Source organism: Bordetella genomosp. 13 (assembly GCF_007679965.1).
Lineage (GTDB): Bacteria > Pseudomonadota > Gammaproteobacteria > Burkholderiales > Burkholderiaceae_B > Bordetella.
On sequence record NZ_VEHL01000011.1, the window covers coordinates 40,032 to 56,176 of the forward strand.

At 69.4% G+C, this 16,145-nt stretch carries 13 protein-coding genes; 7 read left to right on the forward strand and 6 right to left on the reverse strand.

What is annotated here, in order from left to right:
• Nucleotides 1–20: 20 nt before the first annotated feature.
• Nucleotides 21–3,548, reverse strand: a complete 3,528-nt coding sequence (gene smc / locus FS845_RS23125) for a chromosome segregation protein SMC (RefSeq protein WP_186332388.1) — start codon at nt 3,546–3,548, stop codon at nt 21–23.
• 276 nt (nt 3,549–3,824) lie between these two features.
• Here smc and lplT point away from each other — a divergent pair, with 276 nt between their 5' ends.
• A complete protein-coding gene (lplT, locus tag FS845_RS23130) occupies nt 3,825–5,138 on the forward strand; it encodes a lysophospholipid transporter LplT (protein ID WP_144639818.1) in 1,314 nt (437 codons plus the stop codon).
• A 252-nt stretch (nt 5,139–5,390) separates the two neighbouring features.
• Here the strand turns inward: lplT and FS845_RS23135 are convergent, their stop codons facing one another.
• Complete coding sequence (locus FS845_RS23135; protein ID WP_144640242.1) at nt 5,391–6,179, reverse strand: uracil-DNA glycosylase; 789 nt, start codon at nt 6,177–6,179, stop codon at nt 5,391–5,393.
• 344 nt (nt 6,180–6,523) lie between these two features.
• On the reverse strand, nt 6,524–7,954 hold the full coding sequence (gene tsaB / locus FS845_RS23145) for a tRNA (adenosine(37)-N6)-threonylcarbamoyltransferase complex dimerization subunit type 1 TsaB (protein ID WP_144639821.1): 1,431 nt from the start codon (nt 7,952–7,954) through the stop codon (nt 6,524–6,526).
• Between the two features lie 131 nt (nt 7,955–8,085).
• Between tsaB and ompR the strand changes: the two genes are divergently transcribed.
• From ompR to FS845_RS23165, 4 genes are all read left to right on the forward strand, one after another.
• Nucleotides 8,086–8,820, forward strand: coding sequence for a two-component system response regulator OmpR (gene ompR / locus FS845_RS23150; RefSeq protein WP_015040250.1), 735 nt, complete (start codon nt 8,086–8,088; stop codon nt 8,818–8,820).
• Nucleotides 8,807–10,252, forward strand: a complete 1,446-nt coding sequence (locus FS845_RS23155; protein WP_144639824.1) for an ATP-binding protein — start codon at nt 8,807–8,809, stop codon at nt 10,250–10,252. The genes ompR and FS845_RS23155 overlap by 14 nt, the downstream gene beginning before the upstream one ends.
• 63 nt (nt 10,253–10,315) lie before the next feature.
• Nucleotides 10,316–10,864: a peroxiredoxin gene (locus FS845_RS23160; RefSeq protein ID WP_006217982.1), complete on the forward strand. Its 549-nt coding sequence runs from the start codon at nt 10,316–10,318 to the stop codon at nt 10,862–10,864.
• A 59-nt stretch (nt 10,865–10,923) separates the two neighbouring features.
• Nucleotides 10,924–11,442, forward strand: a complete 519-nt coding sequence (locus FS845_RS23165) for a carboxymuconolactone decarboxylase family protein (RefSeq protein WP_144639827.1) — start codon at nt 10,924–10,926, stop codon at nt 11,440–11,442.
• 194 nt (nt 11,443–11,636) lie between these two features.
• On the opposite strand, the gene FS845_RS26625 is transcribed toward FS845_RS23165, so the two are convergent.
• Nucleotides 11,637–11,789 carry a hypothetical protein gene (locus tag FS845_RS26625; protein WP_186332389.1) on the reverse strand — a complete coding sequence of 51 codons (153 nt, stop codon included), beginning with the start codon at nt 11,787–11,789 and terminating at the stop codon, nt 11,637–11,639.
• A complete protein-coding gene (locus tag FS845_RS23170) occupies nt 11,786–13,018 on the reverse strand; it encodes an MFS transporter (protein ID WP_144639830.1) in 1,233 nt (410 codons plus the stop codon). The genes FS845_RS26625 and FS845_RS23170 overlap by 4 nt, the downstream gene beginning before the upstream one ends.
• 229 nt (nt 13,019–13,247) lie before the next feature.
• Here FS845_RS23170 and murI point away from each other — a divergent pair, with 229 nt between their 5' ends.
• Nucleotides 13,248–14,069 (forward strand): glutamate racemase, encoded by an 822-nt coding sequence (murI, locus tag FS845_RS23175; RefSeq protein WP_144639832.1) that lies wholly within the window; start codon nt 13,248–13,250, stop codon nt 14,067–14,069.
• A 68-nt stretch (nt 14,070–14,137) separates the two neighbouring features.
• On the opposite strand, the gene ispF is transcribed toward murI, so the two are convergent.
• Nucleotides 14,138–14,632: a 2-C-methyl-D-erythritol 2,4-cyclodiphosphate synthase gene (gene ispF / locus FS845_RS23180; protein ID WP_144639835.1), complete on the reverse strand. Its 495-nt coding sequence runs from the start codon at nt 14,630–14,632 to the stop codon at nt 14,138–14,140.
• Between the two features lie 387 nt (nt 14,633–15,019).
• On the opposite strand from ispF, the gene FS845_RS23185 reads away from it, so the two are divergent.
• Nucleotides 15,020–16,120 (forward strand): TauD/TfdA family dioxygenase, encoded by a 1,101-nt coding sequence (locus FS845_RS23185; protein WP_144639838.1) that lies wholly within the window; start codon nt 15,020–15,022, stop codon nt 16,118–16,120.
• Nucleotides 16,121–16,145: the final 25 nt, after the last annotated feature.

Here is a 16,145-nt window from a genome sequence, read left to right on the forward strand (position 1 = left end):
CGCGTCTATCACTCCAGGGGTTACGCTTCGACCGCCATCTGCACGGCCGAATCGATATCTACGGCAACGATACGCGAAACGCCCTGTTCCTGCATGGTCACGCCGACCAATTGCTTGGCCATCTGCATGGCGATCTTGTTATGAGATATGAACAGGAACTGCGTCTGCTCGCTCATGGCGCTGACCAGATTCGCATAACGTTCGGTATTGGCGTCGTCCAGCGGCGCATCCACCTCGTCGAGCAGGCAGAAGGGCGCGGGGTTCAGCTTGAACAGCGCGAACACCAGCGCGGTCGCCGTCAGCGCCTTCTCGCCGCCCGACAGCAGGTGGATGGTGCTGTTGCGCTTGCCGGGCGGCTGCGCCATGACCTGCACGCCGGCATCCAGGATCTCGTCGCCGGTCATGGTCAGCCTGGCTTCGCCGCCGCCGAACAGCCGCGGGAACAGTTCGCCGAAATGACCGTTGACGGTGTCGAAGGTCTCTTGCAGCAGCTCGCGCGTCTCGCGGTCGATCTTGCGGATGGCGTCCTCGAGGGTCTCCATCGCGGTCAACAGGTCTTGCTGCTGCGAATCGAGGAAGGTCTTGCGTTCGCGGGACGTGGTCAGCTCGTCCAGGGCGGCCAGGTTGACCGAGCCCAGCGCGTCGATCTGGCGCGAGATGCGGCCCACTTCGGATTGCAGCCAGCTGGCGCGGCGCCATTCGTCGGGCCGGTCGGCCAGGTCGCGGGCCAGCGCCTCGCGGTCCACCTCGCGGGCGTTGAGCTGCTCGGTGAATTGTTCCTCGGCCAGCCGCGCGGCCTGCTCGTCCAGCTGCAGCTGCGTGATGCGGTTGCGCAAGGGCTCCAGCGCGCGCTCTTGCTGCACGCGCTCTTCGTCGGCGGCGCGCAGGCCGGCGGACAGGTTGTCCAGCTCCTGGCGCGCGCGCGTCAGGGCTTCCTCGCGTTCGGCGCGCTGCTCCAGCGCATCCTGCAGGCCGGCCTGCGAGGCCGATGCGTCCAGCTCGGACAGGTCCGCCTCGAGCTGTTCCATTTCGGTCCGGCCGCGATGGCTCTGGTCCGCCGCCAGTTGCCGGTTGCGCTGCAGGTCGGCGATGCGCGCCTGCACGCTGCGCTCGGCGAATTCGGATTCCTGCGCGGCGCGCTCGAGCTCGCGCAGGCGCGTGCGGGCGGCCTCTGCCTGGGCAGCCAGGTCTTCGCCGGCCATCTCCGCATCGGAGAAGCGCGTCTGGTGCTCGGCCAGCTCGCCGTCCAGCGTCTCGAAGCGGGCCTCGGCCTCTTCGCGAGTGGCGCGCAGGTCTTCCTCGTGCGCGGCCAGTTCGTCCAGGTCCTGGCGCAGGCGCGCGGCGCGCTCGCCGGACTGCTCGGCCTGCTGCTGCAGGCGCGAATGCTCGAGCTGGATGTCGTGCACGCGGCGCGTGACTTCGGCCACGCGCTGGCGCGCCGGCGCGATGGCCTGCGAGACCTGCTGCCAGCCGGCCTCGGCGCGCGCCACGGCGCCGCGCGACTGGTCGGTGATCAGCTGCTGGGCCTTGATCTCGCGCTGCAGGTTCTCGATCTCCTGCTGGCGGCCCAGCATGCCGGCCTGCTCGGAGTCGGGCGCATAGAAGCGCACGCTGTGGCCGTCGACCACGTGGCCGGCCTTGACCACGCAGACGGCGCCCTCGGGCAATGCGGCGCGGCCGGCCAGGGCCTGGGCCAGGTCGGCAGCGGTGTAGACGTTGCGCAGCCAGTCGTTCAGCAGCGTCTTCAGGTCGGGATCGGTGATGCGCAGCAGGCTGGCCAGCGGCGTCAGGCCGGCGGGCGCGGCCGGCACCGGCGCGGGCGTGGGCAACTGGTAGAAGGCCAGGCGGGCAGGCGGCGCGTCATCGGCGAAGGCGCGCGCCCAATCCAGGTTGCGCACTTCCAGCGCGGCCATGCGCTCGCGCAGCATGGCCTCCAGCGCGGTTTCCCAGCCGGGTTCGACGTGCAGCTTCTGCCACAGGCGCGACAGGCCGGCCAGCTCGTGGCGCGCCAGCCAGGGCTCGAGCGCCCCCTGCTTCTGCACGTCCTCCTGCAGCTTGACCAGTGCGGACAGGCGCGCTTCCAGGCGCGCCAGGCTTTGCACTTCCTGCTGCGCCGCGCCCTGGGCACGGCTGCGTTCGGCATCGGCCTCGGGCACGCGGCCCTCGAGCTCGGCCAGTTCGGCCTGCGCCTCTTCAAGCTGGTCTTCGCCGGCGGCGCGGTCGCCGGCCAGTTGTTCCAGGCGGGCGGGATCCGGGGCATGCAGCTCGCGCAGTTCCTGCTGCAGGCGCTCGCGGCGTTGCTCCAGCGTCTGCAGCTGGCGGTCGGCGTCGCGCTGGCTTTGCGCGGCCAGCGCCAGGTTCTGCTCGACTCGCGCCAGGTCGCCGCGCATGGCGTCGCGCGAGGCCGCGGCTTCGCGCACGCGCGCCTCGATGCCGGGCAGCGCCGCCTGGGCGTCCTCGGCCCGCGCACGCGCCTCTTCGGTGCGCGCGGCGCCCGCGGCCAGGTCTTCCTCGGCCTGGGCGATCTGTTCGATGCAATGTTCCTGCTGGGCGCCCCACTCGGCGATCTGCGATTCCAGCTGCTGGCGGCGCGCCTGCAGGCGATTGCGCGAATCGACCACGTGGCGGATCTCGGCCTCGAGCCGGCTGACCTGGGCATTGGCCTCGTACAACTGGCCCTGGGCGGCGTGCACGGCATCGCCAGCCGCATAGTGGGCCTGGCGGTGGGATTCGAGCGCGGCCTCGCCTGCGCGCAGGCTGGCGGTGGCGGCTTCCAGCGCGTTCTGCGCCTGCGCCATGTCCTGGCTCTTGCGCTGGCGCTCGTCGCGGGCGCCGGTTTCCTTCAGCAGCCACAGCGCGTACTGTTTCTTCTCGCCGTCGGCCTGCAATTCACGGTACTGGCGGGCCACTTCCGCCTGGGCCTCGAGCTTCTCCAGCTGGCTGCCCAGCTCGCGCAGGATGTCCTCGACGCGCGTCAGGTTCTCGCGCGTGTCGGACAGGCGGTTCTCGGTCTCGCGGCGGCGCTCCTTGTAGCGCGACACGCCCGCGGCCTCTTCGAGGAACACCCGCAGTTCTTCGGGCTTGGCCTCGATCAGGCGGTTGATCATGCCCTGGCCGATGATGGCGTAGCCGCGCGCGCCCAGGCCGGTGCCCAGGAAGATGTCGTGGATGTCGCGCCGCCGGACCTGCTGGTTGTTGACGTAGTAGCTGCTGGTGCCGTCGCGCGTGAGCACGCGGCGCACGGCGATCTCGGCGTAGGTGCTCCACTGCCCCGCGGCACGGCCTTCGCTGTTGTCGAACACCATCTCGACCGAGGCGCGGGCCGCCGGCTTGCGGTTGCCCGAGCCGTTGAAGATCACGTCCTGCATCGACTCGCCGCGCAGCTCCGAGGCCTTCGCCTCGCCCAGCACCCAACGCACCGCGTCGATGATGTTGGATTTGCCGCAGCCGTTCGGCCCCACCACGCCGACCAGCTGGCTGGGGACGGGAATGACGGTGGGGTCGACGAACGACTTGAATCCGGCGAGTTTGAGCTGGGTAAGGCGCACAGTACGATGACGGGGCGGTTGTCTGGAAAGGAAAGATTGAGCGGCGACGCGGGGCCGAAGCGCCCGGATACGAAAGCGGCCCCTGGGGGCCGGCGGATACGGGTCGTATGATACCCCAGGCGCCTGCGTGGACGGCCAGGAACCGCGCGCGGCCCGCGGCATCCGGGGATATGCCCGGGGTAGCGCGGACTCACTCGGACGCTATACTCGCTGACACTTGTCGTACAGCACAACTTTCCGCCCACAGGCAGTGCCGAGGGCAGCGGGGACATCCTTTTGAAACGCGGGTTTTATCTGGTCATGGCCGCGCAGGCCTTCTCGTCCATGGCGGACAACGCGCTGTTCATCGCGGCGATCGCCCTGATCCAGGAATTGCGCGGTCCCGACTGGATGGCGCCGATGATGAAGTGGACCTTCGCGCTGGCCTACGTGGTGCTGGCCGCCTTCGTGGGGGCCGTGGCCGACACCTTCCCCAAGGGCCGCGTCATGTTCGTCACCAACGCCATGAAGGTCGGCGGCTGCCTGCTGATGTTCTCGTACGCCAGCGTGGGCCTGTCCCACGACCTGCAGACCTTCCTGGTGTGCCTGGCCTATGCCGTGGTGGGCATCGGCGCCGCGGCCTACTCGCCGGCCAAGTACGGCATCGTCACCGAGATGCTGCCGCCCGACAAGCTGGTGGTGGGCAACAGCTGGATCGAAGGCCTGACCGTGCTGTCCATCATCATCGGCACCGTGCTGGGCGGCGCGCTGATCTCGCCCAAGGTGTCCCAGGCGCTGCTGCTGCATCCCACCATCGGCAAGCTGGTCCATACGCCCGCCGAGGCCGCCATCCTGGTCATCTCGGTGGTCTACCTGCTGGCCGCGCTGTGCAACCTGCTGATCCCTCCCACCCATGTGCGCTATCCGCCGCAGCAGAAGAACCCCGTCAAGCTGGTGCGCGCCTTCACCGGCTACGTGCGCGTGCTGTGGCGCGACAAGCTCGGCCAGATCTCGCTGGCCGTCACCACCCTGTTCTGGGGCGCGGGCGCCACGCTGCAGCTGATCGTCATCGAGTGGGGCCGCGACCACCTGGGCTACCGGCTGGACCAGGCCTCCATCCTGATGGGCGTGGCCGCCGTGGGCACCGTGGTCGGCTCGGTGCTGGCCGGCCGCATCCCGCTGCGCAAGGCGCTGTGCGTATTGCCGGTGGGCGCGTCGATGGGCCTGGTCGTGCTGCTGATGCCGCTGGTGTACACGCCCTGGGCCGTCTACCTGCTGCTGCTGCTGATCGGCGGCCTGGCCGGGTTCTTCGTCGTGCCCATGAACGCGCTGCTGCAGCACCGCGGCCACGTGCTGCTGTCGGCGGGCCATTCCATCGCGGTGCAGAACTTCAACGAGCAGCTCAACATCCTGCTGATGGTGGCCATGTACTCGCTGATGCTGTGGCTGAACATGTCGATCAACACCATCATCGTCGTCTTCGGGCTGATCGTCTTCACCCTGATGACGGTGGTGATGTACTGGTGCCGCCTGAACCGCCGCGCGCATCCCGACATGGTGGACCAGATCGGCCAGGAAGGCCACGGCAAGGCGCTAAGCGGCGAGCACTGAGCCTGGTGCCCGGGGGGCATGCCCGGCAGCAGGAAAAGGAAAAGGGACCGTCTTCACGGTCCCTTTTGCCTGGGTGCGGCTGGATGCAGCCCAGGTGCAGCCTGGGTACGGCCTGGATGCAGCCCGCGTGCAGCCTGGGCAGGGCTGCTGACTGCCTGGACATGGCCTTGACGTTCGCCGAGCGGCAGGCTTGGCCGCGATCACGATGCCGCCCCTGACGCTTGCGCCTTGATCGATGGGGCCGATCCGAGCCTAGGCCAGCGTGGCCGCCAGCCTGAGATCCTGCCAGCTGCGCGCCTTCTCGCCCGGACTGCGCAGCAGGTAGGCCGGGTGGTAGCTGACGATCACCGGAATGCTGCGGCCCTCGAGTTCCAGGTGATGCACGCGTCCGCGCAGGCTGCCGATGGTGGCGTCCGTGCCCAGAAGCGTCTGCGCCGCGAAGCGCCCCACCACCAGGATGCGCTCGGGCTTGAGCAGCGCGATCTGCCGCATCAGGTAGGGACTGCAGGCCGCGATCTCGTCGGGCGTGGGATTGCGGTTGCCCGGCGGCCGGCACTTGATCACGTTGGCGATGAAGACAGTCTGCTCCCGGCTCATGCCGACCGAGGCCAGCATGGCGTCCAGCAACTGGCCCGAACGGCCCACGAACGGCAGGCCCTGCCGGTCTTCCTGCTCGCCCGGCGCCTCGCCCACCACCATCCAGCGCGGCGCCTCGGCGCCCATGCCGAACACGGCATTGCGCCGCCCCCGGCACAGGCCGCAGGCCTCGCAGCCGGTAACCATGCCGCGCAGGGTCTCGAGGTCGGCCGACTGGACCTGGCGCAGGCGTTCATTCCTGGCTTCGGGGGTTTCCGCAACATAGGGCGCCGGACCGCGCGGCGCGGCCGCGGCGGCGGGCGGCGGAGCGGCGCTCTTGCCGGTGGCGGCCAGGGCCGCCTTCAGGTGTTCGGACGCGGTCGTGGGCGCGGACACCGTCTTGCCCGCCGGGGCTGCGGAAGACGCGGCGGCGGCTTGGCCGTCGAGCGCGCGGCCCGCGGGCATGGCAGTGGTGGAGTCGAGGGACCGGGCCTCGCCAGGCCGGGCCTCGCCAGGCCGGGCCTGGGCAGCCATGGTCTCGGCGGATCGCGCCTCGACAGGCTGCGGACCGCCGGTCCGGTCGGATCGGGCCTCGCCAAGCCGCCCGCCGGCATCCCGGGCGTCGCCCGCCCGGCCCCCGGCCGCGCCCACCCGGCCGGCCTGCGGCCGGACGTCGACCGCCGCGGCGGACTCGGCCGGCGTAGCCTCGCGCAGCCAGGTCTTCTCGATACCCAGTTCACGCAGCCACAGCCGCTGCAGGGGATTGACGCGCGGCGCCGATGGGGCCGCGCCCTGGACGAACGGCCCCGTCATGCGCCGCCGCTCTCGATGGTCTTGTGCATGACCAGTGCATCCTCGCGTTTACCTTTACCGCTCGGATAATAGCCCCTGCGCACACCGACCCGCAGGAACCCCGCCTGTTCGTAGAAGCCGACGGCGCCGTGATTCGACGGACGCACTTCCAGCAGCAACCCGGGCACCCCGGCCTGGCGGGTGCGCGCTTCGCACCATTGCAGCAGCCGGCTGCCCAGTCCGCGCCGGTGCATGGCGCGCGGCACCGCGATCACCAGCAGGTGCGCCACGTCGGGCGCCAGCATCAGCAGGCAGAAGCCCGCCAGCCGGCCGTCCGCGCGCAGCACGCAGCCCGGATAGCCCGCCGCCAGGCCGTCGGCGAAGTTGCCGCGCGTCCAGGGGAAGGCCTGCACCTGGGCCTCGAGTTCAGCCACTTCGTCCAGGTCGGCGGGCGTCATGGGCAGCAGTTCGATGCCGTCGACGGTCGCCAGGGCGGCCGCGGGCGCCGCGTCGGCGGGCTGTACCGGCGCCTCGGACGGATTCGGCGCCGCCGGCACGCCGACGGAAGGCGAAGGCGCCGAAACGTCCACGCCCGAGGCGGCAGCCGCGGCCGGCGGTGGCTCCGCCCGATCGTCCACGCTGGCGCCCTGCGCCCCCTCGCCCCGCGTCCCCGTTTCGGCCAGCTGGCTGCCGGCACGCGGATTGCCCCCCTGCCCGGCCTGCCGCTCGGCCGTCGTGAAGGCGACCTTGTCGCGCACGTACAGCGGCGCGGCGGCCTCGGGATCGACGGCTTCGCCACGCTGCCATGCCCGCCGCGCCAATTGGGCCACCGCCGTGGCCTGCGGCCGCGCCGCCTGGCAGCGCGGCGTGCCGGCGCCGGCCTCGGCCATGGCTGGATAGGCATCCCAGGCATCGCCCGCGCGCAGCAGCGCCAGCGGCCGGCCTGCCTGGCCGGTCCAGGCCGGCAGGTGATGCAGCGCCCAGGGCATGGCCTCGCCCGCGGCGATCAGCATGGGCGCCTGCAATTCGTGCCAGCCCTCATCCTGGCGTCGGTAGGCCGCCAGGTAGACCTCTTCCATGCGCGCGTCCAGCGCCACCAGCACCACGTCGTCCGATGCGGCCCCGCTTTCCTCGGCCACGGCCAGGTGCGACACCACGGGCAGCACCGGCACGCCCAGGCCCAGCGCCACGCCCTGCGCCACGCCACAGGCCACCCGCAGGCCGGTGAAGCCGCCCGGCCCCTGGCCGAAGGCCACGGCATCCAGGTCGGCGGGCGCCAGGCCGGCGCGCGTCAGCAACTCCCGGGCCATCGGCAGGAGACGTTCGGCGTGCTCCTGGGCGCCCTCGTGTTCGAGAAGATCGACGCGAGGGGCGCCGCCATCGTCCTGCAGCAGGGCCACGCCGCAGCGCGAAGACGAGGTTTCAAAGGCCAGCAGAGTCAAGTTCATGGGTCGGAATTGTACGAAATTGGCGCAACCTATCGAGAAAAAACCGAGAGATTTCAACCGTTATGCGCAATGTGTAATACATTGTGAAATGCCGATTGCCCCCGGTTCCTGTCACTGTTACATTTCCGGCCATGAACACTCAAAACACCACCCCCATCCGCAAGATCCTAGTCGTCGACGATGACCCCCGTCTTCGCGATCTGCTGCGGCGCTACCTGTCTGAACAAGGGTTCAACGTGTTCGTCGCCGAGGATGCCAAGGAAATGGGCAAACTATGGCAGCGCGAGCACTTCGACCTGCTCGTCCTCGACCTGATGCTGCCAGGCGAAGACGGCTTGTCGATCTGCCGCCGGTTGCGGGGCGGACACGACAATACGCCGATCATCATGCTCACGGCCAAGGCCGAAGAGATCGACCGTATCGTCGGCCTTGAGATGGGCGCGGACGACTACCTGTCCAAACCCTTCAACCCGCGCGAACTGCTGGCCCGCATCAATGCGATCCTGCGCCGCCGCGGCACGGAAGAACACCCGGGCGCGCCCAGCCAGGAAAACGAGTCGATCGCCTTCGGTCCGTACGTGCTCAACCTGTCCACGCGCACCCTGACCCGTAACGGCGAACAGGTGCCCATCACCACCGGCGAGTTCTCGGTGTTGAAGGTGTTTGCCCGCCATCCCAAGATCCCCCTGTCGCGCGACAAGCTGATGGAACTTGCTCGCGGCCGCGAATACGAAGCCTTCGATCGCAGCCTGGACGTCCAGATCTCGCGTCTGCGCAAGCTGATCGAACCCAACCCCTCCAAGCCGGTCTTCATCCAGACGGTCTGGGGCCTGGGCTACGTTTTCGTTCCGGATGGCGGAAGCTGACCAAACAGCCCGTCCCACCGGGCAGGAGCGCGGTCCCGTGCCCCGCCTACGCAGAATCTTCCGCAACCTGACTTCACGTTTGCGCCTGGGTCTTTTCGGGCGCACGTTTCTTTTGCTGGCCACGCTCATGCTGGTCAGCCTGGGCGCGTGGTTGCAGGTATTTTTCAGCATGGAGCTGGGGCCCCGCGCCAACCAGATGGCCCAACGGGTGATCACCGCCGTGAACATCACCCGTACGGCCCTGGTGTATTCGCACGCCGAGGAACGCAGCAAACTGCTGCTGGACCTGGCGACGAACGAGGGCATCCAGGTCTATCCCCGCGAGGTCACCGACTTCACCGAGGGCCTGCCCGACGACGACTACTGGCAGCGGGTGGCGCAGCACATCCGTGCCCGCTTCGGCACGGACACCCACATCGCATGGGGGGTCAATCAGGTACCCGGCTTCTGGGTCAGTTTCCAGATAGACCAGGACCTGTACTGGCTGGTGTTCGAGCGCGAGCAGATCGGGCTGACGGGCGGCATCGAATGGCTGGGCTGGGGCGCCACGGCGCTGCTGCTGTCATTGGTGGGCGCCGCGGTCAGCGTGGGCTTCGTCAACCGGCCGCTGTCGCGGCTGGCGCGCGCGGCCCAGGTGCTGTCGCGCGGCGAAACGCCGGCCTCCCTGCCCGAGCAGGGGCCGCTGGAGATCCGCGACCTGAATGCCTCGTTCAACCGCATGTCCAAGGACCTGCGGCAGGCCGAGGCCGACCGCGAACTCATGCTGGCCGGCATCTCCCACGACCTCCGCACCCCGCTGGCGCGCATGCGCCTGGAGATCGAGATGAGCGGCGTGTCGGAAGACGCGCGCCAGGCGATCGACGACGATCTGGCCCAGATCGACCACAGTATCGGCCAATTGATGGAATATGCCCGTCCGGCCGGCACCCTGCCCCAGCTGGCAACCGACATCTCGTCCGTGCTGCACGAGCTGTTCGAACGCGAGCGCAGCCACACGGCCTCGCTCGGCGGCGAGCTCGAGGCCAACATCGAACCGGGCCTGCGCGCCCGCATCACCGCGCTGGACCTCAAGCGCATCGTCGGCAACCTGATCGAGAACGCGCGCCGCTACGGCCGCTCCACCGACGGGCTGGCGCACCTGGTCATGACCGTGCAATCCGAGGGCAGTACCGTGGCCATCGAAGTCTGTGACCGCGGGCCGGGCATCGCGCCCGAGGAAGTCGAACGCCTGCTGCGCCCCTTCTCGCGCGGCGAGGCCGCCCGCACGGGGGTCAGCGGCGCGGGCCTGGGCCTGGCCATCGTCGAACGTCTGCTCAAGCACGTCGGCGGCTCGCTCAAGATGCAGCCCCGGCCGGGTGGCGGGCTCACGGCACGAATAGAACTGCCCAAAGCCAAATTTAGAAATTATCAATTAGACATCGAAAACCAATAGCGTAAAATTAGATGTCTCGGCTCCTCGCGGGGCCTCTCCACCCAACACTCACTGGGAGTACACATGAAAACTGTTGGCGACAAACTCGAGCCCTTCAAGGTCACCGGCGTCAAGCCCGGCTTCAACCAGCACGAAGAAAACGGCGTCTCGGCCTTCGAAGACATCACCGAAAGCTCGTTCCCCGGCAAGTGGAAGGTGATCTACTTCTACCCGAAGGACTTCACCTTCGTGTGCCCGACCGAGATCGTCGGCTTCAACAAGCTGGCCAAGGACTTCGAAGACCGCGACGCCGTCCTGCTGGGCGGCTCCACGGACAACGAGTTCGTCAAGCTGGCATGGCGCCGTGAGCACCCGGACCTCAACAAGCTGGGCCACTACCAATTCGGCGACACCACGGGCGCCCTGATCGACCAACTGGGCGTGCGTGAAAAGGGTGCTGGCGTTGCCCTGCGCGCCACCTTCATCGTCGATCCGGACAACACCATCCAGCACGTGTCGGTGAACAACCTGAACGTCGGCCGCAACCCCGAGGAAGTCCTGCGCCTGCTGGACGGCCTGCAGACCGACGAGCTGTGCCCGTGCAACCGTACGGTTGGCGGCGCGACGCTGTAAGCATTGCCCCTGGCCCGGTTCGTCCGGGCTTTCCTTGCTCCAGAATATAGGTAAAAGCTATGGAATTCCTCTCTACCATCAAGGAACAATTGCCGGATTGGGCGAAGGACATCCGCCTGAATCTGGATTCCGTCATCGCCCGCTCGACGCTGGCCCCGGAAGACGCGCTGGGCGCGGCCCTGGCCGCTGCCTATGCGTCGCGCAGCCCGTTCCTGATCGACGCCTTCAAGGGCGCGCTGTCCGAGACCGACGCGAACGCCGCGTTGACCGCGGCCTCGCTGATGGGCATGAACAACGTCTGGTATCCGTACGTCGAGATGTCGGGCGATGCCCAGTTGAAGACGCTGCCGGCCCAGCTGCGCATGAACGCCTACGCCACCCATGGCGGCGTGGACAAGAAGCGCTTCGAGCTGTTCGCCCTGGTGGCCTCGATCATCGGCAAGTGCCACTTCTGCGTGCAGTCGCACTTCGAGAACCTGCGCAAGGACGGTTTCAGTTCCGAGCAACTGCGTGACGCCGGCCGCATCGCGGCGGTGATCAACGCGGCAGCGCTGGCGCTGGCGGCGCAAGGCAAGTAATACCCGGGGCGCGCGCCGGGCCTGTCGGACCGGCCGCACTCGGCCGAGCACTTCCAGGCGGGCGTCTCCGGCGCACCCCGGCCTGTTTAGCCGGGTCGGTCCCGCCGGACCGCCGCATCGGCCGCCCGTCGCCTGATCCCCGCAGCATGTCCATGCCGCGGGGATTTTTCTTTCCTGGCGCCCACGGGACGCGATCAGCGGCACAGGAACAGGCCGTCGGCCAGGCTCAGCGTCAGCGCCGGATCCAGCCAGGCCTGGAAGACCAGCGCCAGCAAAGCCACGGCCGCGGCACCCAGGGCGCCGCGCCGTGCCAGCGCCGTCAGGCGGCCGGACCGTGCGGCCCTCATGATGCCCGAGCCGCCAGCGCGGCCTGCCCCAACGGCCGGTCGTCGATCGGCCAATGCACCCAGGCCGCCAGCAGGCCGATGCCGATCGACACCATCCACATCAGGTCATAGGACTGGTACGCGTCGTACGCCACGCTGCCCACCCATACCCCGAGAAAGCCGCCGATCTGGTGGCCGAGGAACACCAGGCCGAACAGGGTGCCGATGTAGCGCACGCCGAAAATGCCCGACAGCACGCCGCTGGTCAGCGGTACCGTGCCCAACCACAGGAAGCCCATGGCCGCCGAGAAGGCATAGGCGCTCCAGGGCGTGACCGGCAGCGCCACGAAGACCGCGATGGCCAGCGACCGGGCAACGTAGAGCCAGCAAAGCACCTGTCTCGGCGGCCAGCGGCCGCCCAGCCTGGCGCAGACGTAATTGCCGAAGATGTTGGTCAACGCGATGACGGCAAGCGTGGCGCCGGCCTGTCCGGCGCTCAAGCCGTTTTCGGTCAGATAGGCCGGCATGTGCGTGGCGATGAAGGCCAGCTGGAATCCGCAGGCCGTGAAGCCCAGGTTGAGCAGCCAGAAACTCGGATGGCGCAGCGCCTGGCGGATGGCGGCCGCCATGCCGGCCTGCGCAGCGGCCGGCGCGGCGGGCCCGGCCGACGGGGCGCGGTCGCGCAGGAACGCCGACAGCGGCACCAGTGCGAGCAGGCACGCCGCCAGCGCCATCGCGACATGGCGCCAATCCATGGCCCCCAGCAATTCCTGCACGAACGGCACCATGCAGAACTGGCCCAGCCCGCCCAGCGCGCCTGCCACCGCCAGCGCCCAGGCGCGCTGCTCGCCCGGGAATATCCGGCTGAGCGCGCCATAGACGGTGCCGAAGGCCGTGCCGGACAATGCCACGCCCACCAGGACGCCGTTGGTCAGCGCGAAACCGCCGGGCGTGGCGGCACCCGCCATCAGCAGCAGGCCGGCCGCGTACGCGACCACGCCCAGCACCAGCACCTTCCCCGACCCATACCGATCAGCCACCATGCCCGTGAACGGCTGGGCCAGTCCCCACACCAGGTTCTGCAGGGCCAGCGCGAAGCCGAAGGCCTCGCGCGACCAGCCCTGCGTCGACAACACGGGTTGCAGGAACAGACCCTGTACGTGGCGCACGCCCAGCGCGGCCCCCATGATGGCGCCCGCGGCGATGACGATGAGCCAGCGGTGGCGTAGCAGTTCGGTGGGTTGCGGCATGGCGGTTCGCGCTCCGGGTCGGGACGAGGTGGCCGTGCTTAGCTGGCGCGCGCCGGTCGTGGATGGCGTCGAGGCGCGTCCGGCGTGGCGGGCGGTGCCAGCAGTCTGCGCGCCGGCGCGCGGGGAATCAAGAAATTGTCCTACGGACAGGTGCACGTGCTGCCGGGGCCGGTCAGCCGACCCGTCGGCCGGGGGCGTAGAATGGCGCTTTTCCCGACTCCGCCCTTCGATGCCTCCGCCCTCCGACGTCCGCCCCATCGGCATCTACGACTCGGGCGCGGGCGGGCTGAGCACCCTGCGCGAGATCCGCCGCGCCCTGCCGGACGAGCCGCTGGTGTACGTGGCCGACTCGGCCCATCTGCCCTACGGCGAAAAATCCCAGCCTTTCCTCGAGCAGCGCGCGCTGGCCATCGCCGACTATTTCGTGTCGCGCGGGGCCCGCGCCATCGCGGTGGCGTGCAACACGGCCACGGCTGCCGCCATCGGCACGATGCGCGCCCACCATCCCGACCTGGTGGTGGTCGGCATCGAGCCCGCCATCAAGCCTGCGGCGCAGCTCAGCCGCTCGGGCGTCATCGGCGTGTTCGCCACCCACGGCACGCTGGCCAGCCCGCGCTTCGCCGCGCTGGCGCAGCGCGCGGCCGCCGGCGCCCGCGTGGTGCTCAGGCCGTGCCCCGACTGGGTGATGCTGGTGGAAAACGGGCAATTGCACGACGACGCGGCCCGCGCCGCCGTGGACCGGGCCGCCAGCGCGCTGCTGGCCGAAGGCGCCGACGTGCTGGTGCTGGGGTGCACGCACTTTCCTTTCCTGCTGCCGCTGCTGCGCGAACGGGTGGGGCCCGACCTGCCCATCATCGAGCCCGGCCCGGCCCTGGCGCGGCAACTGGCGTACCGGCTGCGCACCGAGGCGCCGGCCCTGCTGGCGCCGGCCGGGTATGACGGCGGCTGCGAGTTGCACACCAGCGGCGATGCCCGGCGGCTGAGCGTACAGGCGGCGCAATTGCTGCAATGGGCGCTGCCGGCGCAGCGGCTGCCCGAGGGCTGGCGTTAGTCCTGCCCCACGACGGCGAACCGGCCTCCCAAGGGCAGCCCTTTTCCTCGCCTGTCCGGCCTGGCCGATCAGGCCGGCTCGACACGGCCGAGCAGCACCACCACCGTCGCCGCGATGCCTTCCTTGCGGCCCAGAAATCCCAGGCTTTCGTTGGTCTTGGCCTTGACGTTGACGTCGCCTTCGCTCAACCCCAGGTCGGCGGCGATGTTGCGCACCATGGCATTGGCGTGCGGGCCGATCTTGGGCGCCTGGGCATGCACCGTGGCGTCCACGTTGACCGCCTGCCAGCCGGCCCTGCGCACCTTCTCGGCCGCCGCGCGCAGCAGCACCCGGCTGTCCGCGCCGCGGTACTGGGGATCGGTATCCGGGAAGTGGCGGCCGATGTCGCCCAGGCCGGCTCCGCCCAGCAGCGCATCGGTGATGGCGTGCAGCAGCGCGTCGGCATCGGAATGGCCCAGCAGGCCGTGGGTGTGCGGGATGGTAACGCCGCCCAGGATCAGCGGGCGGCCTTCGACCAGTGCGTGTACGTCGAAACCCTGGCCGACGCGGAAGGGGATGCTCATCGATGTTGCTCCTGTCGCGGCGCGGCGGCGGTGGCAAGCGGGATGTGGTGGCGAAGGCGATGGGAAAGATGGCTTGTGCTCATCGCAGCATTCTATCCAGCGCGGGCCTCTGCCGCTCGCCCCCCGTTGCGCTTGCCCACCGGCCAGTGCGTCGTGACCACGGACACGGGCGTCCTGTAAGGGTAGGCGGCAGGCTGCCCTACAGGACGCCGCGGCGCCCTGAGCCCTGGCGCAGGCGATGACGGAGGACGCGATCCTGAGGGCAGCGCAAGGCGCCATGCGCAGCGATGATGCGCGTCGGACGTATCAGCGATGCGCCTGAATAGGATTAGACATATCAGTACCCGCCGCGCAAACTGGCTCGACCTCAACCAATAGGAGCGCGGCATGCCTGGCACGCCCGACTTGACCCCGACCCAGGCGCCCGCGGCGTGGCGCGGGCCCGACGTGGACTGGGTGCGCGAATGCCTGGTGCAGCTCGACGCGGATGATCTGCTGGAGATCCGCCAGGCCCTGGATGCCCTGGGCGCGCAGCGTCCTCCCGGAACCCTGCCGCTGGCGCGCGACGATTTTCCCCTGGTGCGCGTGGCGGACAAGCTGCGCGTGGTGGCGCGACAGTTGCACGCCGGCAAGGGCTTCGCCATGCTGCGCGGCCTGCCGCGCGAACAGTACGACGCCGACCAGATGGCGCAGATCTACTTCGGCCTGTCGATCTACCTGGGCGTGCCCATGTCCCAATCGCATCGCGGCGAATTGCTGGGCCACGTGCTGAACCTGACGGGCTACGGCGACGTGGCGCGCGCCTACCAGAACGGCGGCGAGATGAGCATGCACACCGATTCGTGCGACATCATCGGCCTGATGTGCCTGCGCACGGCGCGTTCCGGCGGCGCCAGCCGCATTTCCAGCGCGTTGGCCATCCACGACGCGCTGGCGCGCTGCCGGCCGGACATGCTCGCGCGCCTGTACGCGGGCTACCGCTTCATGCGCGGCGAGAAGGACGCGCAACTGGGCGACGGCCGGCGCGTCAGCCTGTCGCCCATCCCTGTATTTGCGCGGCTGGACGGCTGGCCACAGCAGGTGGCCTGCTATTTCCTGGGCAGCTACATCCGCAACGCGGCCGCGGCCGGGCATTCACGACTGGGCGACGCCGACCTGGACGCGATCAAGGCGGTGGAGATCATGGCCGAATCGCCCGAGTACTACCTCGATATGCAGTTCCAGGACGGCGACATCCAGTTCCTGAACAACCGCGTCATCCTGCACGGCCGCACACATTACGAGGACAGCCCGGAGATCGGACAGCGGCGCCACCTGCTGCGCATGTGGCTGCGCGCGCCCGACTGGCCAGGCCTGCCGCCGGAACAGATCATGCACACCGGCAAGGACCACGCGCTATGGCTGAGGCACCGCAATGCCGGGCTGGAACTGCCCAACGCGTATGTCACGTCGCTGCGCGCCGGCGCCCGCGCCGTGGCGCGCGCCTGAGGCAGCTGCACGATACCTGTACCTA

What these genes read in the sequence shown, in the direction of transcription:
- ispF (WP_144639835.1), bottom strand. Translation starts at nt 14,632, where the DNA reads ATGAGCATCCCCTTCCGCGTCGGCCAGGGTTTCGACGTACACGCACTG.
- tsaB (WP_144639821.1), bottom strand. Translation starts at nt 7,954, where the DNA reads ATGAACTTGACTCTGCTGGCCTTTGAAACCTCGTCTTCGCGCTGCGGC.
- FS845_RS23185 (WP_144639838.1), top strand. Translation starts at nt 15,020, where the DNA reads ATGCCTGGCACGCCCGACTTGACCCCGACCCAGGCGCCCGCGGCGTGG.
- FS845_RS23170 (WP_144639830.1), bottom strand. Translation starts at nt 13,018, where the DNA reads ATGCCGCAACCCACCGAACTGCTACGCCACCGCTGGCTCATCGTCATC.
- FS845_RS23160 (WP_006217982.1), top strand. Translation starts at nt 10,316, where the DNA reads ATGAAAACTGTTGGCGACAAACTCGAGCCCTTCAAGGTCACCGGCGTC.
- ompR (WP_015040250.1), top strand. Translation starts at nt 8,086, where the DNA reads ATGAACACTCAAAACACCACCCCCATCCGCAAGATCCTAGTCGTCGAC.
- FS845_RS23155 (WP_144639824.1), top strand. Translation starts at nt 8,807, where the DNA reads ATGGCGGAAGCTGACCAAACAGCCCGTCCCACCGGGCAGGAGCGCGGT.
- murI (WP_144639832.1), top strand. Translation starts at nt 13,248, where the DNA reads ATGCCTCCGCCCTCCGACGTCCGCCCCATCGGCATCTACGACTCGGGC.
- FS845_RS26625 (WP_186332389.1), bottom strand. Translation starts at nt 11,789, where the DNA reads ATGAGGGCCGCACGGTCCGGCCGCCTGACGGCGCTGGCACGGCGCGGC.
- FS845_RS23165 (WP_144639827.1), top strand. Translation starts at nt 10,924, where the DNA reads ATGGAATTCCTCTCTACCATCAAGGAACAATTGCCGGATTGGGCGAAG.
- FS845_RS23135 (WP_144640242.1), bottom strand. Translation starts at nt 6,179, where the DNA reads ATGCCCGCGGGCCGCGCGCTCGACGGCCAAGCCGCCGCCGCGTCTTCC.